The organism is Luteimonas qiangzhengi (genome assembly GCF_039548515.1).
GTDB lineage: Bacteria > Pseudomonadota > Gammaproteobacteria > Xanthomonadales > Xanthomonadaceae > Luteimonas.
On record NZ_JBCLVE010000013.1, the window covers coordinates 40,946 to 66,642 of the forward strand.

General features: G+C 68.3%; 29 protein-coding genes, 2 tRNA genes and 1 other RNA gene. 22 read left to right on the plus strand and 10 right to left on the minus strand.

Features of this window, described 5'->3' with window-relative positions:
• Positions 1 to 25: 25 nt before the first annotated feature.
• The 5 genes from WCE59_RS11345 to rlmH are packed head-to-tail and all read left to right on the plus strand — an operon-like array spanning position 26 to position 3,246.
• Entirely contained in the window at positions 26 to 526 is a 501-nt protein-coding gene (locus WCE59_RS11345) for an LPS-assembly lipoprotein LptE (protein WP_343258885.1), read from the plus strand.
• The gene (gene holA, locus WCE59_RS11350) at positions 523 to 1,590 is read left to right on the plus strand and encodes a DNA polymerase III subunit delta (protein WP_449284154.1); all 1,068 of its coding nucleotides are present in this window, start codon (positions 523 to 525) and stop codon (positions 1,588 to 1,590) included. The genes WCE59_RS11345 and holA overlap by 4 nt, the downstream gene beginning before the upstream one ends.
• A complete protein-coding gene (nadD, locus tag WCE59_RS11355) occupies positions 1,590 to 2,264 on the plus strand; it encodes a nicotinate-nucleotide adenylyltransferase (protein WP_343258886.1) in 675 nt (224 codons plus the stop codon). The genes holA and nadD overlap by 1 nt, the downstream gene beginning before the upstream one ends.
• A 28-nt stretch (positions 2,265 to 2,292) precedes the next feature.
• Positions 2,293 to 2,715 carry a ribosome silencing factor gene (rsfS, locus tag WCE59_RS11360; protein ID WP_343258887.1) on the plus strand — a complete coding sequence of 141 codons (423 nt, stop codon included), beginning with the start codon at positions 2,293 to 2,295 and terminating at the stop codon, positions 2,713 to 2,715.
• A 60-nt stretch (positions 2,716 to 2,775) separates the two neighbouring features.
• Positions 2,776 to 3,246, plus strand: coding sequence for a 23S rRNA (pseudouridine(1915)-N(3))-methyltransferase RlmH (gene rlmH / locus WCE59_RS11365; protein ID WP_343258888.1), 471 nt, complete (start codon positions 2,776 to 2,778; stop codon positions 3,244 to 3,246).
• 56 nt (positions 3,247 to 3,302) lie between these two features.
• On the opposite strand, the gene WCE59_RS11370 is transcribed toward rlmH, so the two are convergent.
• Together WCE59_RS11370 and WCE59_RS11375 are read right to left on the minus strand one after the other, a co-directional pair.
• Positions 3,303 to 3,506, minus strand: a complete 204-nt coding sequence (locus tag WCE59_RS11370; RefSeq protein ID WP_343258889.1) for a hypothetical protein — start codon at positions 3,504 to 3,506, stop codon at positions 3,303 to 3,305.
• 12 nt (positions 3,507 to 3,518) lie between these two features.
• Complete coding sequence (locus tag WCE59_RS11375) at positions 3,519 to 4,247, minus strand: SIMPL domain-containing protein (RefSeq protein WP_343258890.1); 729 nt, start codon at positions 4,245 to 4,247, stop codon at positions 3,519 to 3,521.
• Between the two features lie 123 nt (positions 4,248 to 4,370).
• Here WCE59_RS11375 and WCE59_RS11380 point away from each other — a divergent pair, with 123 nt between their 5' ends.
• The 4 genes from WCE59_RS11380 to tldD all read left to right on the plus strand — a co-directional run bounded on the left by WCE59_RS11380 (position 4,371) and on the right by tldD (position 11,922).
• Positions 4,371 to 5,027 (plus strand): Maf family protein, encoded by a 657-nt coding sequence (locus WCE59_RS11380; RefSeq protein ID WP_343258891.1) that lies wholly within the window; start codon positions 4,371 to 4,373, stop codon positions 5,025 to 5,027.
• Complete coding sequence (gene rng, locus WCE59_RS11385) at positions 5,024 to 6,514, plus strand: ribonuclease G (protein WP_343258892.1); 1,491 nt, start codon at positions 5,024 to 5,026, stop codon at positions 6,512 to 6,514. The genes WCE59_RS11380 and rng overlap by 4 nt, the downstream gene beginning before the upstream one ends.
• 21 nt (positions 6,515 to 6,535) lie before the next feature.
• On the plus strand, positions 6,536 to 10,390 hold the full coding sequence (locus tag WCE59_RS11390; RefSeq protein ID WP_343258893.1) for a YhdP family protein: 3,855 nt from the start codon (positions 6,536 to 6,538) through the stop codon (positions 10,388 to 10,390).
• A gap of 80 nt (positions 10,391 to 10,470) precedes the next feature.
• Positions 10,471 to 11,922: a metalloprotease TldD gene (tldD, locus tag WCE59_RS11395; RefSeq protein ID WP_343258894.1), complete on the plus strand. Its 1,452-nt coding sequence runs from the start codon at positions 10,471 to 10,473 to the stop codon at positions 11,920 to 11,922.
• Positions 11,923 to 11,946: 24 nt separating this feature from the next.
• On the opposite strand, the gene yjgA is transcribed toward tldD, so the two are convergent.
• Positions 11,947 to 12,489, minus strand: a complete 543-nt coding sequence (gene yjgA / locus WCE59_RS11400) for a ribosome biogenesis factor YjgA (protein ID WP_343258895.1) — start codon at positions 12,487 to 12,489, stop codon at positions 11,947 to 11,949.
• 55 nt (positions 12,490 to 12,544) lie between these two features.
• On the opposite strand from yjgA, the gene pmbA reads away from it, so the two are divergent.
• Together pmbA and WCE59_RS11410 are read left to right on the plus strand one after the other, a co-directional pair.
• Entirely contained in the window at positions 12,545 to 13,948 is a 1,404-nt protein-coding gene (gene pmbA / locus WCE59_RS11405) for a metalloprotease PmbA (RefSeq protein WP_449284155.1), read from the plus strand.
• Between the two features lie 159 nt (positions 13,949 to 14,107).
• The gene (locus WCE59_RS11410; RefSeq protein ID WP_449284157.1) at positions 14,108 to 14,443 is read left to right on the plus strand and encodes a DUF4870 domain-containing protein; all 336 of its coding nucleotides are present in this window, start codon (positions 14,108 to 14,110) and stop codon (positions 14,441 to 14,443) included.
• Positions 14,444 to 14,488: 45 nt separating this feature from the next.
• Here WCE59_RS11410 and WCE59_RS11415 read toward each other — a convergent pair whose 3' ends face one another.
• The 3 genes from WCE59_RS11415 to WCE59_RS11425 all read right to left on the minus strand — a co-directional run bounded on the left by WCE59_RS11415 (position 14,489) and on the right by WCE59_RS11425 (position 16,170).
• Positions 14,489 to 15,391: a polyprenyl synthetase family protein gene (locus tag WCE59_RS11415; RefSeq protein ID WP_343258898.1), complete on the minus strand. Its 903-nt coding sequence runs from the start codon at positions 15,389 to 15,391 to the stop codon at positions 14,489 to 14,491.
• Positions 15,384 to 15,644, minus strand: a complete 261-nt coding sequence (locus WCE59_RS11420; RefSeq protein ID WP_343258899.1) for an exodeoxyribonuclease VII small subunit — start codon at positions 15,642 to 15,644, stop codon at positions 15,384 to 15,386. Before WCE59_RS11420 ends, WCE59_RS11415 begins: the two co-directional genes overlap by 8 nt.
• A gap of 435 nt (positions 15,645 to 16,079) precedes the next feature.
• Positions 16,080 to 16,170 (minus strand) — tRNA-Ser (locus WCE59_RS11425).
• A gap of 124 nt (positions 16,171 to 16,294) precedes the next feature.
• Here WCE59_RS11425 and WCE59_RS11430 point away from each other — a divergent pair.
• Complete coding sequence (locus WCE59_RS11430; protein ID WP_343258900.1) at positions 16,295 to 16,699, plus strand: DUF6165 family protein; 405 nt, start codon at positions 16,295 to 16,297, stop codon at positions 16,697 to 16,699.
• On the opposite strand, the gene WCE59_RS11435 is transcribed toward WCE59_RS11430, so the two are convergent.
• Positions 16,696 to 17,775: a glycosyltransferase family 9 protein gene (locus tag WCE59_RS11435; RefSeq protein ID WP_343258901.1), complete on the minus strand. Its 1,080-nt coding sequence runs from the start codon at positions 17,773 to 17,775 to the stop codon at positions 16,696 to 16,698. The genes WCE59_RS11430 and WCE59_RS11435 overlap by 4 nt on opposite strands.
• Before the next feature lie 21 nt (positions 17,776 to 17,796).
• On the opposite strand from WCE59_RS11435, the gene WCE59_RS11440 reads away from it, so the two are divergent.
• The 6 genes from WCE59_RS11440 to WCE59_RS11465 all read left to right on the plus strand — a co-directional run bounded on the left by WCE59_RS11440 (position 17,797) and on the right by WCE59_RS11465 (position 21,608).
• The gene (locus tag WCE59_RS11440; RefSeq protein WP_343258902.1) at positions 17,797 to 18,549 is read left to right on the plus strand and encodes a 3-deoxy-D-manno-octulosonic acid kinase; all 753 of its coding nucleotides are present in this window, start codon (positions 17,797 to 17,799) and stop codon (positions 18,547 to 18,549) included.
• A 2-nt stretch (positions 18,550 to 18,551) separates the two neighbouring features.
• Positions 18,552 to 19,310 carry an MBL fold metallo-hydrolase gene (locus tag WCE59_RS11445; protein WP_343258903.1) on the plus strand — a complete coding sequence of 253 codons (759 nt, stop codon included), beginning with the start codon at positions 18,552 to 18,554 and terminating at the stop codon, positions 19,308 to 19,310.
• Positions 19,307 to 20,335, plus strand: a complete 1,029-nt coding sequence (gene moaA / locus WCE59_RS11450) for a GTP 3',8-cyclase MoaA (RefSeq protein WP_343258904.1) — start codon at positions 19,307 to 19,309, stop codon at positions 20,333 to 20,335. Before WCE59_RS11445 ends, moaA begins: the two co-directional genes overlap by 4 nt.
• Before the next feature lie 61 nt (positions 20,336 to 20,396).
• Positions 20,397 to 20,927 (plus strand): cyclic pyranopterin monophosphate synthase MoaC, encoded by a 531-nt coding sequence (gene moaC / locus WCE59_RS11455; protein ID WP_343258905.1) that lies wholly within the window; start codon positions 20,397 to 20,399, stop codon positions 20,925 to 20,927.
• Positions 20,924 to 21,166, plus strand: coding sequence for a molybdopterin converting factor subunit 1 (moaD, locus tag WCE59_RS11460; RefSeq protein WP_343258906.1), 243 nt, complete (start codon positions 20,924 to 20,926; stop codon positions 21,164 to 21,166). Before moaC ends, moaD begins: the two co-directional genes overlap by 4 nt.
• 10 nt (positions 21,167 to 21,176) lie before the next feature.
• Complete coding sequence (locus WCE59_RS11465) at positions 21,177 to 21,608, plus strand: molybdenum cofactor biosynthesis protein MoaE (protein ID WP_343258907.1); 432 nt, start codon at positions 21,177 to 21,179, stop codon at positions 21,606 to 21,608.
• Between the two features lie 18 nt (positions 21,609 to 21,626).
• On the opposite strand, the gene ffs is transcribed toward WCE59_RS11465, so the two are convergent.
• An RNA gene (gene ffs, locus WCE59_RS11470) (signal recognition particle sRNA small type) lies at positions 21,627 to 21,723 on the minus strand.
• Positions 21,724 to 21,736: 13 nt separating this feature from the next.
• Positions 21,737 to 21,829, minus strand: a tRNA-Ser gene (locus WCE59_RS11475).
• Between the two features lie 121 nt (positions 21,830 to 21,950).
• On the opposite strand from WCE59_RS11475, the gene dnaX reads away from it, so the two are divergent.
• Genes dnaX through WCE59_RS11495 form a run of 4 tightly spaced genes read left to right on the plus strand, consistent with a single transcriptional unit; the run spans position 21,951 to position 25,137 of the window.
• Positions 21,951 to 23,783 carry a DNA polymerase III subunit gamma/tau gene (gene dnaX, locus WCE59_RS11480; protein WP_343258908.1) on the plus strand — a complete coding sequence of 611 codons (1,833 nt, stop codon included), beginning with the start codon at positions 21,951 to 21,953 and terminating at the stop codon, positions 23,781 to 23,783.
• A gap of 39 nt (positions 23,784 to 23,822) precedes the next feature.
• Complete coding sequence (locus tag WCE59_RS11485) at positions 23,823 to 24,143, plus strand: YbaB/EbfC family nucleoid-associated protein (protein ID WP_343258909.1); 321 nt, start codon at positions 23,823 to 23,825, stop codon at positions 24,141 to 24,143.
• Between the two features lie 26 nt (positions 24,144 to 24,169).
• Positions 24,170 to 24,763, plus strand: coding sequence for a recombination mediator RecR (gene recR, locus WCE59_RS11490; RefSeq protein ID WP_343258910.1), 594 nt, complete (start codon positions 24,170 to 24,172; stop codon positions 24,761 to 24,763).
• 20 nt (positions 24,764 to 24,783) lie between these two features.
• Complete coding sequence (locus WCE59_RS11495; protein ID WP_343258911.1) at positions 24,784 to 25,137, plus strand: histidine triad nucleotide-binding protein; 354 nt, start codon at positions 24,784 to 24,786, stop codon at positions 25,135 to 25,137.
• Positions 25,138 to 25,171: 34 nt separating this feature from the next.
• On the opposite strand, the gene WCE59_RS11500 is transcribed toward WCE59_RS11495, so the two are convergent.
• Positions 25,172 to 25,684 carry a Slp family lipoprotein gene (locus WCE59_RS11500; protein ID WP_343258912.1) on the minus strand — a complete coding sequence of 171 codons (513 nt, stop codon included), beginning with the start codon at positions 25,682 to 25,684 and terminating at the stop codon, positions 25,172 to 25,174.
• Between the last annotated feature and the right edge of the window lie 13 nt (positions 25,685 to 25,697).

Consider the following 25,697-nt stretch of genomic DNA (forward strand, 5'->3'; position numbering starts at 1 on the left):
CCGACCCCTCAGACACACTGCACCCATGATCCGAGCCGCGACCGCCCTCATCCTCACCCTCGTCCTTGCCGGCTGCGGTTTCCAGCTGCGCAGCGCGCTGAGCCTGCCATCCGACCTGGGCCCAATCCAGGTGGAGGGGCAGGGGCGCTACAGCCCGCTGGCCGACTCCCTGTCACAGGCGCTGATCCGTTCCGGCGCCACGGTGGTGGAAGGGCGCGGCCGCGATGAAGACGTGGCGCGATTGCGGGTCCTGTCCGAACGCTGGGGCAGCACCCCGATCAGCATCGACGCCCGCGGCCGTGCCCAGGAATACACCCTGCGCTATGCGGTGGTGTTTGAGCTGGTGCGTGCCGACGGCGAAGACCTGGTGCCCCAGCAGGCGGTGGAGCTGGCGCGCGATTACATCCAGAGCCCGTCCGACCTGACCGGTGCGGACAGCGAGCGCGAGCTGCTCAGCCGCGAGATGCGCCGCGACATGGTGGCCTCGATCCTGCGCCGCATCGACGGCGCTTCACGCCAGCCTTGAGCGCTTCGGCGCGAGGGCGCGGACAGGCAAAGCCCCGCGAGCTGTCTCCGGAAGAGCTGGGACGGCAGCTGCAGGCAGGCACCCTTCACCGCGCCTATCTGATCGCCGGCCCCGAAACCCTGCGGGTGTTGGAAGCTGCCGATGCGGTCCGCGCCCAGGCGATCGCCCAGGGCTACGCCGAACGCGAGGTGTTCGAAGCCGATGGCCGCAGCTTTGACTGGGCCGCACTGGAAGCGAGCTTCCGCGCTCCGAGTCTGTTTGCGTCGCGCCGCGTGATCGAGGTGCGCCTGCCCACCACCAAGCCCGGCAAGGAGGGCGCGGCGGTGCTCAGCGCCTTCTGCGAGCAGCCGCCAGACGATGTGCTGCTGCTGGTGACCGGTGGTGAATGGAGCCGCCAGCACGGCGGGAAATGGAGCGAGGCGATTGCCCGCATCGGCTGCGTGGTGGTGGCCTGGGCGATCAAGCCGCACGAAATTTCCAGCTGGATCGAGCAGCGCCTGCGCAGTCGCGGTGTTGCTGCAGATCGCGAGGCGGTGCAGCTGCTGGCCGACCGGGTGGAAGGCAATCTGCTGGCTGCGGCGCAGGAAGTCGACAAGTTGGTCCTGCTGGCCGGGGACAGCCGTCTGGACGTGGCCAGCATGCAGGAGCTGGTGGCCGACGCGGCCCGTTTCGACGTGTTCCGCCTGATCGACGGCGCCCTCAACGGCCAGCCCGGCCAGGTGACGCGGATGCTGGCCGGCCTGCGCGCTGAAGGCGTCGCGGTGCATGCGCTGATGGGCATGGTGGTGATGGAGCTGCAGCGGGCGGCCACGCTGGCACGGGTTGAAGCCCGTGGCGGCAATCTGGCGTCCGAATTCCGTGCGCTGCGGGTCTGGGAAGCCAAGCAGGCGGTGTTCCGCCGCGCCCTGCAGCGCCACGGCGCCAGCCGCTGGGAACAGTTCCTGGCCGAGGCCGGCCACATCGACCGGATCGCCAAGGGCCGGGCCGCTGGCGACGCCTGGCAGGCGCTGGAGCGGCTGCTGCTGGCGGTCGCCGACCGGCGCGCGCTGCCCATGCTGGCGTGATGGGGCAGGCCGGGCTGGTTGTCCTGTACGGCGGCACGTTCGATCCCGTCCACAACGGCCATCTGGCTATCGCGCGCGCGGCCAGGAAGAAGCTGGGCTGCGCCATACGGATGATGCCGGCCGCCGATCCGCCGCACCGGCCGCCGCCAGGCGCTTCGGCCGACGAGCGCGCGGCCATGCTTGAACTGGCCGTGGCCGATGAGCCGGGCCTGTGCGTGGACCGCCGCGAGCTGGAGCGCACTGGCGCCAGCTATACCGTCGATACCCTGCGTCAGCTGCGCGCAGTGCAGCCGGATGTGTCGGTGGCCCTGCTGCTGGGTGCCGACAGCTTCATCAGTCTGCCGGGCTGGAAGGACTGGCGTGACCTGTTCGATCTGGCGCACTTCGTGGTGGCCGCGCGGCCGGGGCAGGACAGCGTGCTGGATCCGCTGCCCGAACCACTGGCCAGCGCTGTTCAGGATCGCTGGGTGGACGCCGTGGATGCCCTGACGGCGACGCCGGCCGGCAAGGTGCTGCGCCTCGGTCAGCCGCTTCACGACGTCTCGGCCACCGGGTTGCGGGCCTGGATTGCCAGTGGCCGTCCCTGGAAACACCTGCTGCCGGCGCCGGTTGCGGCCAGGATCGAAGCCAGGGGCCTGTACCGAGACGCTGCCGACACGGCGTCTTCGCTATAATCGGCGCAAATCCCACGAGCCGAACCCTTTGAGCAATCCCGCGCAAGTCATCAAGACCAGCCTTCCCGATCCTGCCCCGTCCGCCGACGCACTGCTGCGGCAGGTTCACATTGCCCTTGAGGAGCTGAAAGCCAAAGAGGTCACCGAGCTCGATGTGCGCGGCAAGACCAGCGTGTGCGACTTCATGGTCGTCGCCTCCGGTACCTCCAGCCGCCACGTGAAGTCGATTGCCGACGAGGTCGTGCGCCAGGCCAAGGTGCTTGATGTGCGGCCGCTGGGCGTTGAAGGCCAGACCGAAGCCGAATGGGTGCTGGTGGACCTGGGCGATGTGGTGGTGCACGTGATGCTGCCGCGGGTGCGCGAGTTCTACGCGCTGGAGCGGCTGTGGTCGGTCGGCGATGACGCCGCGCCGGACTCGGACGGTCCCGCTGGCGACGATGCCGCGCGCTGAGCGCGGCAAATCCGGCCTGGCTGACGGCCGGCCTTCCCTGTACAGATCTGCCTTCTACACATGAAAGCGCGCCTGGTTGCCGTGGGCGATCGCGCACCGGCGTGGGTGGCGGAAGGCTTCGGCGAGTATCGCAAGCGGCTCTCGCACTGGTTGCCATTGGAGCTGGTGGAAGTCAGCCCGGGCATGCGCGGCAAAGGCCGCGATCCTGCCAGGGCGATGGATGATGAAGGCCAGCGCGTGCTGGCGGCACTGCCGCGGGATATCCACGTAGTGGCCCTGGATGGGCGTGGGCGCGAGTGGGATTCGGAAGCGCTTTCCGTGCGGCTGGAGCATTGGCGCGGCCAGGGGCGCGATCTGGCCTTCCTGATCGGCGGGCCCGAAGGCCACGCCGATCAGGTGCTGGAACGGGCCGATGAGCGCTGGTCACTCGGTCGCCTGACCCTGCCGCACATGCTGGTCAGGCTGCTGGTGGCCGAGCAGCTCTACCGCGCCGCCGCCATGCTGGCCAACCACCCTTACCACCGCGCCTGAAGGGCAGCGCGCCTGAAGGGCAGCGCGCCTGAAGGGCAGCGCGTCCGAGGAGCGGCTCAGTCCTCGTCGCCGGCCGGATCGGCACTGTCCCCCGGCTCGCGATCCAGCCCGCCGTCGTCCGGGTCGCGGGGCTGCTCTTTGCCCAGGTTTCGGGCGTCATCCCGGTCGCGCGGCGTGCGTTCGGCGTAGCCGGACTTGTCGTCGTCACGGCCGGCCGGGGTGGTTTTTCCGTGTTCGCCGGTGCGGTGTTGTCCAGTCATGGAGTTGGCCTCTCAGCGGCCCAGTTCGAAGACGACATCCAGACTGACCGACAGCGTGCTTTCACCGGGTGAAACCGGGGTCGATTCGGCGCTGTCCATGGCCCGGGCGGCCATCATCCGCATCGGGGGAGGCATGAAACCGCCGCCCTCGCTGATGCTGACAATGCGGCGGACCTGCAGGTCAAGCGTGTCGGCATACAGTGCGGCCCGTGCCTGGGCAATTTCCAGCGCGGCGCGGCGGGCTTCGTTGTAGGCCTCCTCCGGCTCGCCGATCTCGAATTGCGGGCCGTGGATCTGATTCGCGCCGCTGGCCACCAGCGCGTCCATCACCTGGCCCAGCTTGCTGATGTCGCGCACGGTCACGTTGACCGTATTGCGGGCCTCGTAGCCGCTGATCTGCGGGGCTTCGTTCTCGGTATGGCGGTACCGGGGGGAAATGCTGATGCCGCTGGTACGCACGTCGCGCTCGGCAATGCCGGCCTCGCGGATAGCGGCCATGACCTGGTTCATCTGCTGGGCATTGGCCTGCATGGCGGCGCTGGAATCGGCCGCTTGCGTGACCACCCCGGTCGACAGCGTGGCCACATCGGGAACGCGTTTGCTTTCACCTTGGGCCGATACGGAGAGCAGGGTGCCGGTCGGGCTGGCTTGGGCAGCGGGGCTGGGCTGCTGGGCATGAGCGCTGCCAGCGGCGGCGCCTACGGCAACGGCGAGAAGGGCGGGAAAGAGGAAACGGGCCATCGGATGCTCCTGAAGGGATCGGGTTAAGGATTGTCGTTGTCCAGTGAACAGTCCGTGAGTCGCAGTGGGTTCGAGTGCGGGTGCGCCCCGGTGCGGCGAGGCGTGGAGGGTATCCTTGTCCAGATGCTCTATCTGGCCTCCAAATCCCCACGCCGCCGCGAATTGCTCGCCCGCCTGGACGTGCCGTTTTCAGTGCGTGCGGTGGATATTCCCGAAGTGCGCAGCGAAGGCGAGACGCCGGTGGACTATGTGGTCCGGGTTGCGGATCAAAAGGCCGCTGCGGCGCTGGCCGAGCTTGGGAGCAGTGCCGACACGTGGGTACTGGGCTCGGATACCGAGGTGGTGCTGGATGGCGAGGTGTTCGGCAAGCCGGCGGATGCCGATGACGCGGCGCGGATGCTGGTGCGGCTGTCCGGACGCGAGCACCGGGTGCTCACCGCCGTCTCGCTGCGACGGCCCGATCGGAACCTGCAGGCGCTGTCGGTGACAGTGGTGGAGTTCGCGCCGCTCTCTCCGGCGCAGATCGATGCGTACGTGCGTGGCGGCGAGCCTATGGGCAAGGCGGGCGGATATGCGATCCAGGGCGGGGCGGAGGCATTCGTTGTGCGCCTGACGGGAAGCTATTCGGGCGTGATGGGCCTGCCGCTGTACGAGACGGCCCGCCTGCTGCGCGAAGCCGGCATTGAAGGCCGGCCCGGCGCGGAGATGGGGATGGGGATGGGAATGGGATTGGAAAAGGGTGCAGAGCCCGGGACGGTTCCGCAGGGGGCAGGGCAATGAGCGAAGAAATCCTGGTCAACGTCACCCCGCGCGAGACCCGCGTGGCGGTGGTTGAAAACGGCATGCTGCAGGAGCTGTACATCGAGCGCGGCTGGAATCGCGGGGTGGTCGGCAACATTTACAAGGGCAAGGTGCAGCGGGTCATGCCCGGCATGCAGGCGGCGTTCGTGGACATCGGCCTGGACCGGGCCGCGTTCCTGCACGCCAACGATGTCATGCGTCCGCTGCCCGAGCCGGCCATGGAGGCCGATGCTGCCGGCCTGCCGGCGCCCGCCCCGGTGCCGCCGATCACCGAGCTGCTGCGTGACGGCCAGGACATCGTGGTGCAGGTGGTGAAGGAGCCGATCGGCGGCAAGGGCGCGCGCATCACCACCCAGATCAGCATTCCCTCGCGCTTCCTGGTGCTGCTGCCGCATTCGAGCGTGATCGGCGTATCGGTGCGCATCGAGGACGAGCAGGAGCGGACCCGGCTGAAGACGATCGTGTCCGGCCTGTCGGCTGCGGGCAGGGGCCACGGATACATCGTGCGCACCAATGCCGAAAGCCAGTCGGTCGACGCGTTGAGTGAGGACACCGCCTACCTGGCGCGGGTCTGGGAGCTGGTGGAACAGCAGTCGCGCGAGGCGAAAGTGGGCAGCTGCATCTACGAAGACCTGACCCTGCCCATGCGCGCGGTGCGCGATCTCATGCGCCACGACGTGGAAAAGGTGAAGGTGGATTCGCGCGAAACCTGCGACCGCCTGCGCACGTTCGCGGCCCAGTACGTGCCTGGCCTGGCGGAGAAGATCGAGCACTACGGCGGCGAGCGCCCGGTGTTCGATCTGTATGGCGTGGAAGACGAAATTGCCCGCGCGCTGAACAAGGAAGTACCGCTGAAATCCGGCGGCTATCTGGTGATCGACCAGACCGAGGCAATGACCACGGTTGACGTGAACACCGGCTCGTTCCTGGGCCAGCGCAACCTGGAGGAAACCGTCTACCGCACCAACCTGGAGGCGGCCCAGGCGGTGGCCCGGCAGCTGCGCCTGCGCAATCTGGGCGGGATCATCATCATCGACTTCATCGACATGGTGGAGCCCGAGCACCGGCGCCAGGTGCTGCGCACGCTGGAGAAATCGCTGGCCCGCGACCACGCCAAGACCACGGTGTACGACTTCTCGCCGCTGGGCCTGGTTGAAATGACCCGCAAGCGCACCGTGGAAAGCCTGCAGCGCCAGCTCAGCGAGCCGTGCGGTACCTGCGGCGGGCGCGGCATGCTCAAAACCGCCGAAACCGTCACCTACGAAGTGTTCCGCGAAATCACCCGCGCCGTGCGTCAGTTCGACGCCGAGCGGCTGCTGGTAATCGCATCGTCCCCGGTGGTCAATCGCATCACCGAGGAAGAATCAGTGGCGGTGGCGGAGCTGGAGGAATTTCTCGGCAAGTCGATCCGCTTCCAGGCCGACGACCAGTATCCGCAGGAGCAGTTCGATGTGGTGCTGCTCTGATTCCGTGACCGGCCCGGCACGGTGAATGCGGCAGCTCGCACTGGTCTGCGGATAACGCGGCGCACGCTCTGGTATGCCCTGGCCACGGTGCTGGTGCTCATGGCGCTGGGTGCGGTGGCGGCCAGCCGGCTGCTGCCTGCGCTGGAGCAGAATCCGCAGCGGGTCGCGCAATGGCTGACTGATCGCAGCGGCCATCCGGTGGCATTTGATGACCTGCAGGCGGAATGGACCCGGCGTGGGCCCGTGCTGCAGCTGCGCGGCCTGCAGGTGGGCCAGGGCGACGGTGCGGTGACCGTTGGCGAGGCCGAGGTACTGGTGGCCCAGTACAGCGGCCTGCTGCCGGGGCGTTCACTGACCGAGCTGCGGCTGCGCAACCTCGATCTGACCCTGGAGCGCGATCCCGACGGCCGTTGGCACGTGCGCGGCCTGCCCGGCCAGGACGGCGGCGGGGATGATCCGTTCGCCGCGCTTGAGCGTCTGGGCGAGCTGCAGGTGATTGATGCCAGCCTGACCGTGGATGCGCCGGACCTGGCGCTGCGCGCCCGGCTTCCCCACATCGACCTGCGCCTGCGCGTCAACGGCAGCCGCGTGCGTGCGGCAAGCCGGGCCCGGATATCGGCCGATGGCGCCCCGCTGATGGCCACCGCGCGATTTGATCGCAACAGCGGAAACGGACGGCTGCATGCAAGCGTGGATGGCGACAATCTCGATGACTGGTCGCCGCTGCTGCAGCTGGCCGGCGTCAGGCTGGAGCAGGGCCAGGGACGGATCCAGGCGTGGGCTGACCTGGACGACGCGCGCGTTGGATCGGTGATGGCGCGCGCAGCGCTCGAAGACGTGGCTTTGGCCGCCTCCGCTGACAGCCCTGCGCCGGTGCGGATCGGATTCGAGCAGCTGGACGCGCAATTCCAGTGGCGCCAGACGAACGATGGCTGGCGGGTGGATGTGCCCGAGCTGCGCGTGCAGCGCGGCGGGCAGGAATGGCTGAGCACGGGACTCGCGGCCCGGATCGGCAGCGATTTTGCCCTGGCGGCGGATCGGATCGAGGCCGCGCCGCTGCTGCAGATCCTTGCCCTCAGCGACAGACCAGCCCCCGAGGTGCGTGCATGGCTGGAGCGCTCAGGCGCCAACGCGGTGCTGACAGACGTGGAGCTGGCCGGCGTGCGTGACGGGCCGCTGCGGGCGCGGGCGCAGGTCGAAACGCTGGCATTCGATCCCGTGGGCGAGCAGCCGGGGCTGGCGGGCCTGCGTGGCGAACTCGTGGCGGATGCCCGTGGCCTGGTGTTTACCTTCGATCCGGAAGCGCGGGTGCAATTCGACTGGCCCAGCGGCTTCGGCCAGGCCCATCTGGTGACCCTTACTGGCGAAGTGGCAGCGTGGCTGGAAGACGACGGCTGGCGGGTGCAGACCCCCGCGCTGCGCCTGGTGGGCGACGGCTACGGCGCCGATGTGCGCGGCGGGCTGGCGTTCCAGGGCGACGGCAGCCGTCCGCGGATCGATCTGGCGGCACGCGTGGACGAGGCCCGGATTCCGGTAGCCAGCAAGTTCTGGGTGCGTCACAAAATGTCGGAGCAGACGCTGGCCTGGCTGGATGCGGCGCTCGTTGAAGGGCGGGTGCGCAACGGCCGCGCGGTGCTGTCCGGCGATCTCGATGACTGGCCTTTCGATGCGGACTCAGGACCTGCCGGCGCCGGCCTGTTCCACGCCGAGGCCGAGCTGGTGGATGCGACTCTCGCGTTCCAGCCGGATTGGCCGGCTGCGGAACGGTTGCAGGGCCAGCTGCGTTTCATCGGGGCGGGGTTCGATTTCCGCGGCACGGGGGCGATTGCCGACGTGGCGGTGGAGCAGGTTGAAGCCGGTATCCCGGAATTCGGACGCGCGGAACTCGCCATCACCGCCACGGCCGCGCCGGATACCGACATCGGGGATGCCATCGCCATGCTGCAGCGCAGCCCGCTGGCGGTCGAGGCGCTGGAAGGGCTGCAGACCGAAGGTCCATTGCGGGCCGACTTCGCCATGCTGCTGCCGCTGCACGGCGATGGAGCCGGACTGCAGATCGAGGGCCGCGCTGGTCTGGGCGGGGTAGAGGCCGCCATTCCGGAGTGGGCGGTGGACTTCCAGGACCTGCGGGGCGAGCTGACGTACAACCAGCATGGCTTCCAGGCCCGATCACTCAGCGCCCGGGTCGATGGGCATCCGGGCCGGCTGGCGCTGCGCGCCGGCAGCGGACATGTGGTGGACGCGACGGCCCTGTTCGAAGGCGAATTCAGTAGCGCCCTGGACGCGCCCAGGCTGCTGGCGCGCGCGCCGCAGTTGGACTGGCTGCGGCCGCACCTGCACGGTCGCTCCGCCTGGAGGGTTGCCGTTACCGTGCCCGGAAACAATGCCGAGGCAACCGCGGCGCGGCTGACGCTCGCGTCCGATCTGGTGGGCACGACGCTGGACCTGCCGGCCCCGCTGGCCAAGTCCGCCGTGGTGGCGCTGCCGGCGCGGGTCGCCATCCCGCTGCCGCTGGGCAGTGGCGACGTGGAAGTGCAGCTGGGTGAGCGGATGTCGCTGCGCGCGCATGCGGGCGAAGGACCGCCGGCCGTATCGGTAAGCATGGGCGGCGCCGCCGCTGGCGCGCCCTCAGCGGGTCTGGTGGTCAAAGGCCGGACGCCCGAGCTGGACGCGCTGGAGTGGGCTGCCCTGGTGGGTGGGGGTGGCAGCGGCGAGACCGATGGCCTGGCGCTGGCCGGCATGGATCTGCGGGTCGACCGGTTGCAGCTGGCTGGCGGCGGTTTCGGCAGTGTCCACGTGCGTGCCGTGGAGGACCAGGAAGGCACGCGCCTGGAGTTCGATGGTGAGGCGATTGCGGGCACGCTGACCCTGCCCGCAGGTGAAAGCACCGCGCTGGCAGGACACTTCCCGCGACTGCATTGGCGCAGGCCGAACGGTGAGGGCCCTGTGGCCGGGCAGGCCGACGTTGTGGAGAAGGCCGACGCCGTGGAGGAAGCCGTCGTGGCCGGAGAGGGGCCGGATCCATCCCGGATCCCCCCCATCCGCCTGTCGGTCGAGGATCTGCGGGTGGAGCAGGCGCAGCTGGGAACCGCCACCCTGATCACCAGTCGGACTTCCAGCGGGATGCGTATCGAGCAGGTGGAAGCCCAGTCGCCTGTCCACCACATCGTGGCCAGCGGCGAGTGGACAGGCCGCGGCGGCGCGGCACACACGCGGATGGAAATGCGCGTGGCCAGCGCCAATTTTGGCCAGCTGCTGGACGGACTGGGCTATCACGGACACGTCAACGGCGCCGATGGACGCGTGCAGCTGGCTGCCGCATGGCCTGCAAGCCCGGCCGGATTCAAGGCTGAGCTGCTGGATGGAACACTTGATGTGCGGCTCAGTGACGGCCAGCTGCTTGAGGTCCAGCCCGGGGCGGGGCGGCTGCTGGGGCTGCTCAGCATCGCTGAACTGCCGCGCCGCCTGTCGCTGGACTTTCGCGATTTCTTCGCCAAGGGCTTTGCCTTCAATCGCATCGAAGGTGCAGTGCAGGTGGTGGCCGGGCAGGCGCGCAGCGAAAGCCTGGTGATGGACGGACCCGCGGCCCGGATCCAGATCTCGGGCCAGGCCGACCTGCGTGCGCGGACCTACGATCAGACCGTTGAAGTGCTGCCCAAATCCGGCAACGTGCTGGCTGCGGTGGGCGCAATTACCGCGGGCCCGGTAGGCGCCGCGGTCGGTGCGATGGCCAACGCCGTCCTGCGCCGGCCACTGAGCGAGCTCGGGTCCACCACCTACCGGATCCGCGGCCCGTGGAGCGAGCCGGAGGTGGAGGTGGTCCGCCGCGAAGCCCCGCGTGTGGCCGAGCGTGAGCGCCCGCCGCCGCAGCAGTAACCCTGGCCTTGGCGCCGTGCCGCTGCCATGGTGGCCGCGCCCGCTTGGCCTTTGACCTTCCAGCCCCCATTCAGAACGCTATGACCAATACCGCCGAACCGCTCGCCATCGCCCACACCCGCCTGCTGCAGCCCGCCGGACTCGACAGCGGGGCGCTGGAGCGCGCCTTTGGCACCCTGATGGGGCCGGGCATCGACTTTGGCGATCTCTACTTCCAGCACATCCGTCGCGAGGGCTGGGCGGTGGAGGACGGCATCGTCAAGGATGGCGCGCATGCGATCGAGCAGGGCGTTGGAGTGCGGGCGATCTCCGGCGAGAAAACCGGCTTTGCCTATTCCGATGAGATCGATGCGCAGGCGCTGCTGGCTGCTTCAGGATCGGCGCGTGCCATCGCCCGTGCCGGCGACGCCCACGCCCCACACCCGCTGACGGCTGGCAGCGGCCGCCTGCTGTATCCGGCCGATGACCCCATCGATGCGCTGGACAGCCAGGTGAAGGTGGAAGCCCTGCGCCGCGTGGACCGCTTCCTGCGCGCTGCCGATCCACGCGTGTTCCAGGTGATGGTGAATTTGAGTGGCGCGGTTGAAACCATCCTGGTGGCGCGCTCGGACGGCGTGCTGGCCGGCGATGTCCGGCCGCTGGTGCGGATGAACATCCAGGTGATCGTGGAGCAGGGCGGACGCCGCGAATCGGGCTATGCCGGGTTTGGCGGACGCTACTCCTATGCCGAGCTGCTGGGCGATGGCCGGCCAGAGCACTTCGCGCGCGAAGCACTGCGCCAGGCGCTGGTGAACCTGGAGGCCGTGGATGCGCCGGCCGGCGTGATGCCGGTGGTGCTCGGTGCCGGCTGGCCGGGCGTGCTGCTGCACGAGGCCGTCGGTCACGGGCTGGAGGGCGACTTCAATCGCAAGGGCACCAGCACCTATGCCGGGCGCATCGGCCAGCGCGTGGCCTCGCCCGGCGTGACGATTGTCGATGACGGCACCCTGGCCGGGCGCCGTGGCTCGCTGAACATTGACGATGAGGGCACGCCGACCCGCTGCACCACCCTGATCGAAGACGGCGTGCTGGTGGGTTACATGCAGGACACCCACAACGCCCGCCTGATGGGCGCCGAGCCCACCGGCAACGGCCGGCGCGAGTCGTTCTCGCACCTGGTCATGCCGCGGATGACCAACACCTACATGCTGGCCGGACGCCACTCGCGCGAGGAAATGATCCGCTCGGTGAAGAAGGGGCTGTACGCAGTCAACTTCGGCGGCGGCCAGGTCGACATCACCAGCGGCAAATACGTGTTCTCGGCCACCGAGGCCTACCTGATCGAGGACGGGCGGATCACCGCGCCGGTCAAGGGCGCAACGCTGATTGGCAGCGGCCCCGAGACCATGCAGCGGGTGACCATGATCGGCGACGACTTCGCCCTGGACGACGGCGTGGGCACCTGCGGCAAGGACGGGCAGAGCGTGCCGGTTGGCGTCGGCCAGCCGTCGCTGCTGATCGACCAGCTGACGGTGGGCGGCACCCGGGCCTGAGCCGGCGCGCCGTCGACGCTGGATCTATTCGCCGTCGGCGCTGTCTTCCGGCTGCTCGAGGATTCCGCGCAGCAGCCTGAACAGTTCGCGGAAGGCGCGCGGCGGCTTGTTCTTCTTACGCTCGGCGTGCGAGTTGCGCACCAGCTGGCGCAGCTGCTGGGCTTCGACCTGCGGGTGTTCGGCAATCAATGCGGCCAGGGCGGCATCACCGTCTTCCAGCAGCCGCTCGCGCCAGGCCTCGACCCGGTGCAGCAGGGCGGTTTCCTGCCGGGACGCCTCACCGCCGGCATCCAGCGCATCGCTGATTGCGTGCAGGGTGTCGTCATCTTCCCGCCGCATCTGCTTGGCCAGGAACTGCAGCTGGCGCTTGCGGGCGATGTGGGCGGTGATCTTCTGCGTGTCGTGGATGTGTGGCAGCAGCTGCTCGGGAATGGGCAGCCGGGCCAGCCGGGCCGGGGGCAGCTCCACCAGCGTTTCCGCGAGCGTGCGCACTTCCAGCGCCTCACGCCGCTGCTGGCTGCGGCTGGGGCCGCGGAATTCACCGGTTTCTTCGTCGATGCCGCGCATCGGAACTCCTGGATCGTTGAAATGCTGCGACACCGGAATGGCCGGATGGGCGAGAATGGCGCCAGGCAGCGGACTTGCAAAGGATAATCCATTGACGACCCCGACCCCCGTGGCAGCGGAGACAGATGACAGCCGGGAACGGCTGGCGCGCCTTGAGCACCTGGCCGGGCGCCTGCTGGACGCATGCAGGGCCGCCGGCGCCGACCAGGCCGAAGTGAGCTGCTCCGAGGAGCGCGGGCTGACGGTTGGCGCGCGCATGGGCGAGGTGGAGACCGTTGAAGCTACCCGCGACCGTGGCATCGGCGTGACCGTGTACTTCGGCCAGCGCAAGGGCAGCGCGAGCACTGCCGATCTGCGCGATGCGAGCCTGAAGGCCACCGTGGAGCAGGCCTGCGCGATCGCCCAGGTGACCGAGCCGGATCCGGCATCCGGCCTCGCCGATCCGGCCCGCATGGCAGCCCGGGCGCTCGACCTGGACACCTGGCATCCCTGGGGCCTTGATGCCGATCGTGCGGTGGAACTGGCGCTGGCCTGCGAGACCGCAGGGCGGGATGCGGATCAGCGGATCACCAATTCCGATGGTGCCTCCGTGGGCAGCGGGCAGTCGCTGGGGGTGTACGCCAACAGCCACGGCTTCGTAGGCACCGAGCGCGACACACTGCACAGCATCTCGTGCGCGCTGATCGCCGGGCGCGGCGATGCCATGCAGCGTGCCGGCTGGTACAGCATCGGGCTGGCCGAGTCCGACCTGGAGCCGGCGGCCGCGATCGGACGCCGCGCCGCATTGCAGACCGTGGGCCGGCTTGATCCGCGGCCGCTGGCGACGGGTGATTACCCGATCCTGTTTGATGCGCCGGTGGCGCGCTCACTGATTGGCCACCTGCTGGGCGCAGTGTCCGGCGGGGCGCAGTACCGGCGCTCCAGCTTCCTGCCCGACAGCGTGGGCGAGCAGCTGTTTCCGGAATGGTTTGCGCTGCATGAGCAGCCGCATCTGGTCCATGGCCTGCGTTCGGCCTGGTTCGACGCCGAGGGCGTTGCCACCCGTGACTCGGCGCTGGTGGCCGACGGCGTGCTGCAGCGCTACGTGCTGGGCAGCTACTCCGCGCGACGTCTGGGTCTGGAAACGACCGGCAACGCGGGCGGCGTGCGCAACCTGCAGGTCGCTGCAAACGCCGGGGGCCAGGATGAGCTGCTGCGCACCATGGGCCGCGGCGTGCTGGTGACCGAACTGATGGGCCAGGGCGTGAATCCGATCACCGGCGACTACTCCCGGGGTGCCGCCGGTTTCCTGGTGGAAAACGGCGAGATCGTGCATCCGGTCGACGGCATCACCATCGCCGGCAACCTGAAGAACATGTTCCGCAATATCCAGGCGGTCGGCAGCGATGTCGATTCGCGTTCGCACATGCGAACGGGCTCGATCCTGATGGGCCCGATGACCTTGGCGGGAAGCCAATAACGCTATGCTTTCGATCGTTTGGGCCATCCGGGCCCGCAAGGAGGGGAAATGACTGAACCAAATACAGGCGCGACGCCACCACCACCACCACCGCCGCAGCAGCCGCCACCGCAGCAGCCGCATTCCAGTGGCATCAGCGCCGAGGAGCGGCAGTGGGCGATGTTCGCGCACCTGTCGGCCCTGCTGGGGCTGGTGACCGGCGGGCTGGGCTGTTTCCTCGGGCCGCTGGTCATCTGGCTGGTCAAGCGCGAAACGATGCCGTTCGTTGATGATCAGGGGAAGGAAGCCCTGAACTTCAACATCACCGTGTTCGGAGTGTCTGTGATCCTGATGATCATCGGCACCATCCTTATGGTGATCCTGATCGGGTTCCTGTTCTACCTGATGGTGTTCGCGATCGGGGTGTTCTGGCTGGTGATCACGATCATTGCCGCGATCAAGGCCAACGAGGGGGTCCGTTACCGCTACCCGTTCGCCATTCGGCTGATCAAGTAATCCCGGCGGGCGGCGTGCGTCATGCGCGTCGCCCGTCTTTCTGCGTCAGTGGGAACGGTGGATCGCCAGCTCTGCGAGAGCGCGTAACGCGTCGGTGCGTGGGCCGAGCGGGGCCAGTGCGGCGGACATGGTGTCGGCCAGTTCCGCCAGCCGGGCCCGTGAGGCTTCGATGCCGATCAGGGCGGGGAAGGTGGCTTTGTCCTGCGCGGCATCCTTGCCTGCGGTCTTGCCCAGGGTTTCGCTTTCGCCTTCCACGTCCAGCAGGTCGTCGCGGATCTGGAAGGCCAGTCCGAGCGCATCGGCGAAACTATCGAGGTGCTTGTGTTGATCACTTCCGGCCCCGGCCGCAAGCGCACCCATGCGCACCGCGGCGCGGATCAGGGCGCCGGTCTTGAGTGCGTGGAGCTGTTCGAGATTCTGCAGGCTGGCGTTCGAACCCTTGCCGGTAGCCGCCAGATCTAGCGCCTGGCCCCCGCACATGCCGTGGGCGCCGGCGGCCATCGCCAGCTCGCGCAACAGGGACACGCGCCGGTCATCGCTCACCGGCGTGTCGGCCAGTACCTGGAAAGCCAGCGCTTGCAGGGCGTCGCCGACGAGGATGGCCGTGCCCTCATCGAACGCCATATGTACGGTGGGTTGCCCGCGACGCAGGGCGTCGTCGTCCATCGCCGGAAGGTCGTCGTGGACCAGCGAATAAGCGTGGATCAGCTCGATCGCGGTGGCCGGGCCGTCCAGTGCATCAGGGTCCGCGCCGCAGGCATGCCCACTGGCGTGGGCCAGCAGCGGCCGCATGCGCTTGCCGCCCAACAGCACGGCATGGCGCATGCCGGCAACCAGGCGTGGCTCTGCACCGGTGACCAGGTCCAGCGCGCGCTCCAGCGCGGCGTCGATCCGCGTGCGCCAGGCATCCAGCTGCAACGTGGGATCCGCGCCGGCGGTGTCAGCCATCGTCGGACGTTCCGGGGAACGGCACGGCGTCATCGGGCCTGTCCGGGTCGCTGAGCAGCTTCACCCGCAGCTCGGCCTGTTCAAGCGCCTGCTGGCAGCTGCGGTACAGGCCGACGCCGCGCTCATAGGCTTCCAAGGATTTTTCGAGGCTCAGTTCGCCCCGTTCCATGGTGTCGACGAGGGATTCGAGCTGTTCGAGGGATTTTTCGAAATCAGCGACGGGGGAGGGGGTGGTGGTGGGGTCTTTTGGCATGTGGGGAGTTTAAGCGATCGTGTGGGGATGGGACTGTGGGTAGAGCGGGGCTGATGCGCCGTGGGGCGCCGGGTGGCGGTGCCCTTCAGGCTCCATGTCCCCCGGCGTCGGCCTGCGGCCGCCACCTCCTCCTTTACTTACGCCTGAAGGGCACCCCCACCCGGCGCTGGCGGGTTCGTGGCGGCGGTCCGAAAAGCGGTGTGGTGTTGCGGTACCTACCGGAGCCGAGCCCCGTCGTGGTCGGGAGGCCTTTGCGCGTAAGTAAAGGAGGAGGCCGTAGCCGCAGGCGCAGGCCGGGGGACATGGAGCGCAAAGGCCTCCCGGCCGCGGCGGGGCCCGTCAGGTCACGGCGCATCGCATCGAGGCGCGGGCACCCAAGGCTCTGGGCCTGAAGAAAAGACACAAAAAAGCCCCCTTTCGGGGGCCTTTCGAATCTGGCGGAGAGGGAGGGATTCGAACCCCCGAGGCGCTATAAACGCCTGCCTGATTTCGAGTCAGGTACATTCAACCACTCTGCCACCTCTCCGGTGGTTTTCGCCGCCAGCCGGCAGCGAAGTCGGACATGATAAGCGGTGACCGGGCGGGGAACAAGGCGCACGGTGGCCTTGCGGTTAAACTGCCGTTCCCACACTCCACCGGTGCCCAAGCCCATGCCTGAAGTCCAAGTGCCCGTTTCCTTTGGCGAACTGCTCGACAAGCTCGCCATCCTGCAGATCAAGTCCGAGCGCATGCAGGATCCCGGCAAGCTGGCCAACGTGCGCAGGGAGCTGTCGGCGCTGGAAAAGACCTGGATGGCGCATCCCGCGGCCAGTCGCGACGTGGTCCGTCTGCGCGCCGAGCTGAAGGCAGTCAATGAGCGCCTGTGGGAGATCGAGGACGAGATCCGTCTGAAAGAAAAGGCGGGGCAGTTCGACGAGCAGTTTGTGCGCCTGGCGCGCAGCGTGTACTTCGAAAATGACGAGCGGGCGCGGATCAAGAAAGAGATCAACCTGGCGCTGGGCTCTTCGTTCGTGGAAGAAAAGTCCTACCAGGATTATCGCGGCGAGGGCGCTTAGCCTTTCCCTGCGGGGTGGTCGGCGCGGAAGCGTTCGAACGCGGCAATCGCGTCGTCCACTGTCACCAGCTCCATCACGCCGTCATGTTCGATCTTGGTGCCCCAGCGCAGCTCCGCCGCCGGGCGTTTGAGGTAATTGCGGGCGGCGGCGTCGTAGCGGTCCACGCAGTAGCGCCGGTCCGAATAGGGGCCGCTGCGGGTGGGGTTGCTGGCCGCATGCAGGCCCAGCACCTTGGTGCCCATGGCGTTGGCGATGTGCATGGGGCCCGAGTCCGGTGTCATCACCAGATCGGCGCGGGCCAGCAGGGCGGGGAGCTGTTTGAGCGTGTCCTTGCCGACCAGATCGACGACCGGCGCCCGGGTCGCGGCGGCGATGGCGTCGGCGGTTTCACGTTCCAGGGTGCTGCGGCCTCCGCACAGCACCACCCGCCAGCCGGCGGCTGCGGCGTGGTCGGCCACGGCGGCGTAGCGATCGGGGTACCAGTTGCGGCGCACGTGGCTGGAGCAGGGCGAAATCACCAGCGTGGGCGCGCGATCCTCGGGCCACTGCGCGCGCGCCCATTCGTGGGCGTCATCGGGCACCGGCATATTCCACACTGTCTTGCCGCGCGCCAGGCCCAGCGGCTCGCAGAAACTGCCGATGGCATCGAGCACGTGGATGCCCGGACGATCGGCGATGCGCTCATTGATGAACAGCCCATGCAGATCTTTTGAGCGGGCGCGGTCATAGCCGATCCGGCGCCGCGCCGGAATGAAGGCCGACAGCAGGTTGGCCCGGCCGGCTACCTGCAACTGCAGCAGGGCGTCGAAGCGACGGCTTCCAAGTTCACGGCGTACCGCCCGCATGCCGGCCACGCCGGACTTCTTGTCGTACACCAGAAACTCCACCCCCGGCAGGCCTTCCAGTAGTCGCCGCTCACCCTTGCCGATCACCCAGGTGATCGAAGTGTCGGGCCAGGCCGATCGCAGCGTGTGTACCAGCGGCAGCACGTGAGTGACATCGCCAAGCGCCGACAGCCGCAGCAGGCAGATCGACCCGGGGACCGGGTTGCGGGAAGGCGGCGGTGGAAGGGGCATAAGGCTTGTTAGACTCGCTGGATGGTGAGATTCGACGCCACTGAAAGCCTGACGCCGTTCCGCAATGAAGGCGGCGGATTTGGATCGATTCTGAGCGATGCCGCGATCGTGCGGCAAGTCGAGCAGGGCTGGTTCGACCCCGCCTGGTGGGGCGAGGCCGCGCGCCGTGTGACCAGTGGCGGGCGCGGTGGGGCGTGGTTCGTTGACAGTCCTGCCGGCCCGGCGGTGCTGCGACACTACCTGCGCGGTGGGTTGGTGGCGAAGTTGAACCGCGATCTGCACCTGTGGCGGGGCAGTGAGCGGGTGCGCAGTTTCGCCGAGTTCCGCCTGGCCCGCGAGCTGCACAAGGATGGGCTGCCGGTGCCCGAGCCGATCGCCGCCTGCTACCTGCGCCGCGGCCTGTTTTACCGCGCGGCCATCCTGGTGCAGCGATTGGAAGAGGTCACCAGCCTGGCGGACCTGGTCAAGGCCGACAGCGCCAGCGCACCCTGGGAGCAGACCGGCGAGCTGGTGTCGCGCTGCCATCGCGGCGGGCTCGATCATGTGGACCTGAACGCCGACAACATTCTTTTCCACCCGGACGGTCGCAGCTGGGTGATCGATCTGGATCGCTGCCAGCGGCGCCTCCCGCAGACTGGATGGCGCATGCGCAACCTGGCGCGGCTGGAGCGCTCGCTGCTCAAGCTGCATGGCGGACGCCCCAGGGCCGAGGTGCAGGTCGATATCGCCCGCCTGCGCGCCGCCTATGACGCGCGCTGGAACAAGGGCTACTGACGGTGGAGTGGGCACTGCGATTTCAAGGAGTTGGCAACGCCGACGCGGTGGAGCTGGGCAATTCCATGGCGACCATCGAACGCGATGGCGAGCCGTGGCTGACGATCGACTGCGGCAGTGAAGGCCTGAGCGCGTATCTGGCCCATTACGGCCAGCCGCCGCGCGCGCTGTTCATCACCCACACCCATATGGATCACGTGTCGGGGTTTGAACGGCTGTTTTCGCGGCTGTATTTCGATCCGCAGCGTCGCGGTCGCGTGCCTGTGTACGTGCCGGCCAACGTGGTTGCACTGCTGCACCAGCGGGTTGGCGACTATCCCAATGCGCTGGCCGAAGGCGGGGCGAACTTCTGGGAAGCATTCCATCTGATCCCGGTGGGGGACGGGTTCTGGCATGACGGGGTGCGGCTGGAAACCTTCGCGGTGCGCCACCACTGGCCGCGCACCGCGTTCGGCTTGCGTCTGCCGGGCAGCCTGGTGTGGAGCGGGGATACCCGCCCGATCGCCGAATTGCTGAAGGTCCATGCCGATGCCGGTGAAACCGTGGCCCATGACTGCGCCCTGCACGGCAATCCGTCCCACGCTGGATTGGACGAGCTGGAGCGTGAATATCCGCCGGAGCTGCTGGAACGCTGCGTTCTCTATCACTATGCAAGCGGCGCAGACGGCGACGCCATGCGGGCGCGCGGGTATCGGGTCGCAGCACCGGGCGACCTGTTGACCTTGCAAGCGCCCTCGTCGGGCATCATGGGAGAGTCATGAGTGCCGCTCCCGTCCCCAACCTGACTCCGCTTCCGCTCGATCGCCTCGGGCGGCCGCTGCGTGACCTGCGGCTGTCGGTGATCGAAGCCTGCAATTTCCGCTGCGATTACTGCATGCCGGCGGATCGGGTGCCGGACGATTACGGATTTGATTCGGCCTCGCGGCTGTCGTTCGACCAGATCGAAACCCTGGTGCGTGGCTTCGCCCGGGCGGGCATGCGCAAGCTGCGCATCACCGGCGGCGAGCCGCTGCTGCGGCGCAACCTGCCCGCGCTGGTGGCCCGGCTGGCGGCGGTGCCAGGAATTGACGACCTGGCCCTGACCACCAATGGCAGCCTGTTGGCTCGCCAGGCGCAGGCGCTGCGTGATGCCGGTCTGCGGCGCTTGACGATCAGCCTGGATGCGTTGGAGCCGGAAGTGTTCCGCCGGCTCAGCGGGGGGCGCGGTGAGATCGCCAAGGTGCTGGAGGGCGTGCGCGCCGCGGAAGCGGCCGGGTTCGAATCAATCAAGTTCAACTGCGTCGTCCAGCGCGGCGTCAATGACGATCAGGTGCTGCCGCTGGTGGAGTACTTCCGCGGCACCGGCCATGTGATGCGCTTCATCGAGTACATGGACGTGGGCACCTGCAATGGTTGGGACCGGACGCGGGTGGTGCCTTCCGCCGAACTGCACGGGCTGATCCATGCGCGCTGGCCGCTGCGGTCGCTGGATCCGCAGCACCGCGGCGAGGTGGCCGAGCGCCACGCTTTTGAAGACGGGGCGGGTGAAGTCGGTTTCGTCAGTTCGGTCACAAGTCCTTTCTGCGCCGACTGCAACCGCGCCCGGGTCTCGGCCGATGGTCATCTGTACACCTGCCTGTTTGCGGGCGGTGGGGTGGACCTGAAGCCGGCCCTTGCCGGCGGCGAGTTGGCCATGGCCGAGCACGTGGCCGGGCTGTGGTCGCGCCGCGCCGACCGCTACAGCGAAGAGCGCGGCACCGGCCGCGGCTCCGGCCGACGGGTGGAAATGTTCCTCATCGGCGGCTGAGCCGGAACAGACGTTCGCCGGAGGCCGGTATCATCAGGGCCCGCATTGTTTCCGGATGGCCATGTCCCGTTCTTCCCCCCAGGGCAAACTCACCCATCTCGACGCTTCCGGCCGCCCGGCCATGGTGGATGTGTCGGGCAAGGCGGTGACCGCGCGCGAAGCGGTCGCCGAGTGCCTGGTGCAATTTCCCGATGATGTCGCCGCCCAGCTGCGCGAAAGCGGACTGCGCAGCGCCAAGGGCGGCATTGTCGATACCGCCATTGTCGCCGGCACCATGGCGGTCAAGCGCACCCACGAGCTGATCCCGTTCTGCCACCCGCTGCCAATCGATGGAGTGAAACTGTCCATCGACTGGCACGGCCAGAGCCAGCTGCTGGTGGTGTGTTCGGTCAAGACCGTGCACCGCACCGGGGTGGAGATGGAGGCGCTGACCGGCGCCACCGTGGCGGCCCTGACGATCTACGACATGTGCAAGGCGCTCTCGCACGACATCGTGCTGGGACCGGCCAGCCTGGCGGGCAAACGCGGGGGCAAGCGCGATTTTGGCAGGCACGATCCCGGCAGGGCTCCCGACTCGGAGAAAGACAAGTGACCAGCGTGACCGTGCTGTATTTCGCCAGCCTGCGCGATGCCGCCGGCTGCGAGCGCGAGACCCTGCAGACCGCTGCCACGGATCTGCGCGCCCTGTACCTGGAGCTGCAGCAGAAACATGGCTTCGCACTTCCCGCCGATCGCCTGCGGGTGGCCGTGGACGGCACCTTCGCGCGTTGGGAGGACACCCCGCGCGACGGTGCGGAGATCGCCTTCATCCCGCCGGTCAGCGGCGGCTGAGCAGACCGATATGAAACGTTTCCGTATTTCCGACACGCCCTTCGACGCATCCGCATTGCATGCGCGGCTGCAGCACGACGCCGCTGGCGCCTGCAGCATCTTCGAAGGCTGGGTGCGCAACTACAACGAAGGCCGGCCGGTGCGTGGCCTGCGCTACGAGTCCTACCGGGAGCTGGCCGAGTCCGAGGGCGAAAAGATCATGGAAGAGGCCTGCGAGCGCTTCTCGCTGGCCCAGGCCGTATGTGTGCACCGGGTGGGGGAGCTGGCCATCGGCGACCTGGCCGTGTGGGTGGGCGTGTCCGCCGGGCACCGCGACATGAGCTTCGACGCCTGCCGCTGGATCATCGACGAGGTCAAGCAGCGCGTGCCGATCTGGAAGCACGAGCACTACGTGGATGGCGATGCCGGCTGGCTGCATCCCGATGAGGGTGCGCCTGCCTGAGGGCCTAAAAAGGCGATGACCCCGCCAGTTGACCTCGGCACCCGCGTCGACCGATACCGTTGCTGCCTTCCGGCCCTGGCGGAGTTTTCGATCTAGCGTTGCGAGGGACCGACGGGGTCACCATAGATTGGCGGAGAGAGGGGGATTCGAACCCCCGAAGCGCTGTTTAGGCGCTTACACACTTTCCAGGCGTGCTCCTTCAACCGCTCGGACACCTCTCCGCACTGGGTCCCGGCGCCGATGAACAGGTGCCGGGCCGGCAATTCTACGCTCCGGCACGACGGGTAACAAGGAACATGTTGAACCGGCGGGAAGGGGCGGCCGGCATGGCAGAATGGGCGCATGTCCTATCTCGTCCTCGCCCGCAAGTGGCGCCCCCGCCGTTTCGACGAACTGGTTGGCCAGGAACACGTGGTCCGGGCCCTCAGCAACGCGCTTGATACCGGCCGCGTGCATCACGCTTTCCTGTTTACCGGCACCCGGGGCGTGGGCAAAACCACCATCGCCCGCATCTTCGCCAAGAGCCTGAACTGCGAGCAGGGCACCTCGGCAGAGCCCTGCGGCCAGTGCAACGCCTGCCGCGATATCGATGCCGGACGCTTCATCGACCTGCTTGAAATCGACGCCGCCAGCAACACCGGCGTCGACGACGTGCGCGAGCTGATCGACAACGCCCAGTACATGCCCTCGCGCGGGCGGGTGAAGGTGTACCTCATTGACGAGGTGCACATGCTCTCCAAATCCGCGTTCAACGCACTGTTGAAGACGCTGGAAGAGCCGCCCGGGCACGTGAAGTTCCTGCTGGCCACCACCGATCCGCAGCGTCTGCCAGTGACGGTGCTGTCGCGCTGCCTGCAGTTCAACCTGAAGCGGCTGGACCTGGATCAGATCGAAGGCCAGATCGACAAGATCCTGCGGGCCGAGGAGATCGAATCCGAGCCGGCGGCCATCCGCGAGCTGGCCAAGGCCGCCGATGGCAGCCTGCGCGACGCGCTGTCCTTGCTGGACCAGGCCATCGCCTACACCGGCGGCAAGCTGGACGATGCCGGCGTGGCCACGATGCTGGGCACCGTGGACCGCACCCGGGTGGCGGCGCTGCTGGACGCGCTGTCGACCGGTGACGGCCAGGCCCTGCTGGCCGAGGTGGAGACCCTGGCCGGGTTCTCGCCGGACTGGGGCAGTGTGCTCGACGCCATGGCCGAAGCGCTGCACCGGATCCAGGTGCGCCAGCTGGTGCCGGGCAGCGTGGTGGAAGCCGACGGCGTGGATGTGGACGGGTTGGCGACCAGCCTCAGGCCCGAGGTGGTGCAGCTGTGGTACCAGATGGCCCTGACCGGTCGTCGCGACCTGCCGCTGGCGCCCAGCCCGCGCTCGGGTTTCGAAATGAACGTGCTGCGGATGCTGGCCTTCCGTCCGCAGCAGGACGGAAGCCTGGGATCCGCCCCGCAGGCTTCCGCCGCGTCGTCCAGCCAGGGCGCTGGCAGCGTGCATGACGCTGCGGCCGCGGCCCGGGCGGCCCTGGATGCTGCCCCCGCGCAGCCTGCTGCCGCGCCGCAACCAACGCCGCAAGAGCAGCCCGTCAGTCGCCAACAGGCGCAGCCGCCGGTCCGCCAGCCCGCGCCGGATGCGGCCCCGCCCCGCCCCCGTATCGACCCGCCGCCGGCACCGCCGCGCGTCGAACCAACCCGCACACGTGCCGAACCGGCCCATCCGGAGCAGCCACCCCGTCCGGCCACGCCACCGGCTGCACCAGCCGCCGTTGAAGCGGCCGCTGATGTCGCTGTCGATGCGGCCACCTGGCCGGATCTGATCACCCGTCTCGGGCTGCGCGGACCGGTCCGCGAACTCGGTGCGCATACTGCGTTCGTGGGCTACGACGGCGGCGTGCTGCAGCTGTCCCTGCCGCCCTCGGACGATCATCTGAAGGCGCCGTTTCTGGTGGACCAGCTGGCCACCGCGCTGGCACCGCATTTTGGTACCGCGCCGCAGATCCGCTTTTCCGCCGAAGCGCCGGCCCAGGGAGAAACCCTGCACGAGCGCCGCGTGCGCGAGCAGGACTCCCGTCAGCGTGAGGCCGAGGACACGTTCATGGCCGACCCCGGCGTTCAGCGCCTCATGGCCCAGCCGGGGGCCACGCTCGTGCCGGATTCAATACGCCCCTTCGACGATAATTGACCGTCGCAACCCAGACCCCTACGACCCGAGGTGAACCCGATGCGTGGAAACATCGCCCAGTTGATGCAGCAGGCGCAGAAGATGCAGGAAAACATGCAGCGCGCCCAGGAAGAGCTGGCCAATCTTGAAGTGAACGGCAGCGCCGGCGGCGGCATGGTGGAAGTGACCCTGACCGGCCGCATGGAGTGCCGCAAAGTGCGGATTGATCCGGCTGCGCTGTCGGATCCGGAAATGGCCGAAGACCTGGTGGCCGCCGCGTTCAACGACGCTGTCAACAAGGTCAATGCCCAGTCCCAGGAACGGATGGGCGCGGCGACCGCCGGCATGAACCTGCCGCCCGGCATGAAGATGCCGTTCTGACCACCAGCCTGTCCGGGAGAGGGTGATTGTCAGTCCTGCTTGAACAGCTGATCGACGCGCTGCGGGTGCTGCCCGGCGTCGGCCAGAAGAGCGCCCAGCGCATGGCCTACCACCTGCTCGAACGCGAGCGGGAGGGCGGCAGGCGGCTGTCCGCCGCGCTGGCCGAGGCGGTCGAGCGCGTCGGCCACTGCGACCGCTGCCGGGATTTCAGCGAGACGGATGAATGTGCGGTCTGTGCCAGTCCATCGCGCGATGGGCACCAGCTGTGCGTGGTGGAAACCCCGGCCGACCGCCTGGCGATCGAGCAGGCCACCGACTATCGCGGGCTGTATTTCGTGCTGCAGGGACGGCTGAGTCCGCTCGACGGCATCGGCCCGCGTGAGCTCGGCCTGGACCGGCTGGCCGAACGCCTGGCCAGTGGCGAAGTGCAGGAGCTGATCATCGCCACCAACCCCACGGTCGAAGGTGAAGCCACGGCCCATTACCTGGCTCAGTTGGGCCGCCAGCACGGCGTGCGTCCCAGCCGCCCGGCGCACGGGCTGCCGCTGGGCGGCGAGCTCGAGTACATCGACCGGGGCACGCTCTCGCACGCCTTCGGCAGCCGCAGCGAAGTCCCCTAGCCCCCTCCAGGAGCCGCACCATGAGCGAAGACACGATTTTCCACAGGATCATGCGGGGCGAGATCCCGGCCGAAATCGTCCATGAGGACGAGCACATGATCGCCTTCCACGACATCGCGCCGCAGGCGCCGGTGCATATCCTGTTCGTGCCGAAGAAGACCATCCGCTCCCTGGATGAAGCGAGCCCCGCGGACGCCGAACTGGTGGGCCGGTTGGCGACCGCCGCGGCCGAATACGCGCGCAAGGAAGGCCTGGCCGAGCGCGGCTACCGGATCGTCATGAACTGCAACGACGAGGGCGGCCAGACCGTGTACCAGATGCACCTGCACCTGCTGGCAGGCGCGCCGCTGGGGCGCTTCGGTACCGCCGGGTAACCGGACTCAGGCCGGGCGCGTCACCACCGGCTGGTCACCACCACCAGCCGTAAGGGTGCCAGAAAGCAGGATGCGGATGCGGGTGGTGGATGATGGTCTGGGTGTCGCTGCGTTCCGGCCACAGATACACCACATCGGCATCCATGTGCGGCAGGCGGTAGTTGTATTCGCCAATGCGGGTGTCCTCATAGCCGGTAATGCGGCCGGTGAACGTCACCTCGCGCTCGGCGGTGAACACCGCCGGGTCGTAGAAACCGGTGCGGCAGGCCATGAACCGGCCATCGCTGCCATCCGGGCTGTGCGAGGGGCGGCCGTAGGGATCCAGCTGCGCTGACAGCATGGTGAAACAGGTGCGGTCCGCCTGTGGCTGTACCTCGATCACCCGCCCGCCCCAGCGCACCGGGGCGCCGGTGTGGTTGCCGCTGCCGGCCTGCTGTGGAGTCACCGGCAGGTACTCGCCCTGCAGCGGGGCCGGATGGGTCACGCAGCCGCTGAGCAGAAAGCAGGCCAGAACCGCGGCTGCAGTCGAAACAGTACGGGGTGTCATGTCGAATCCTCCA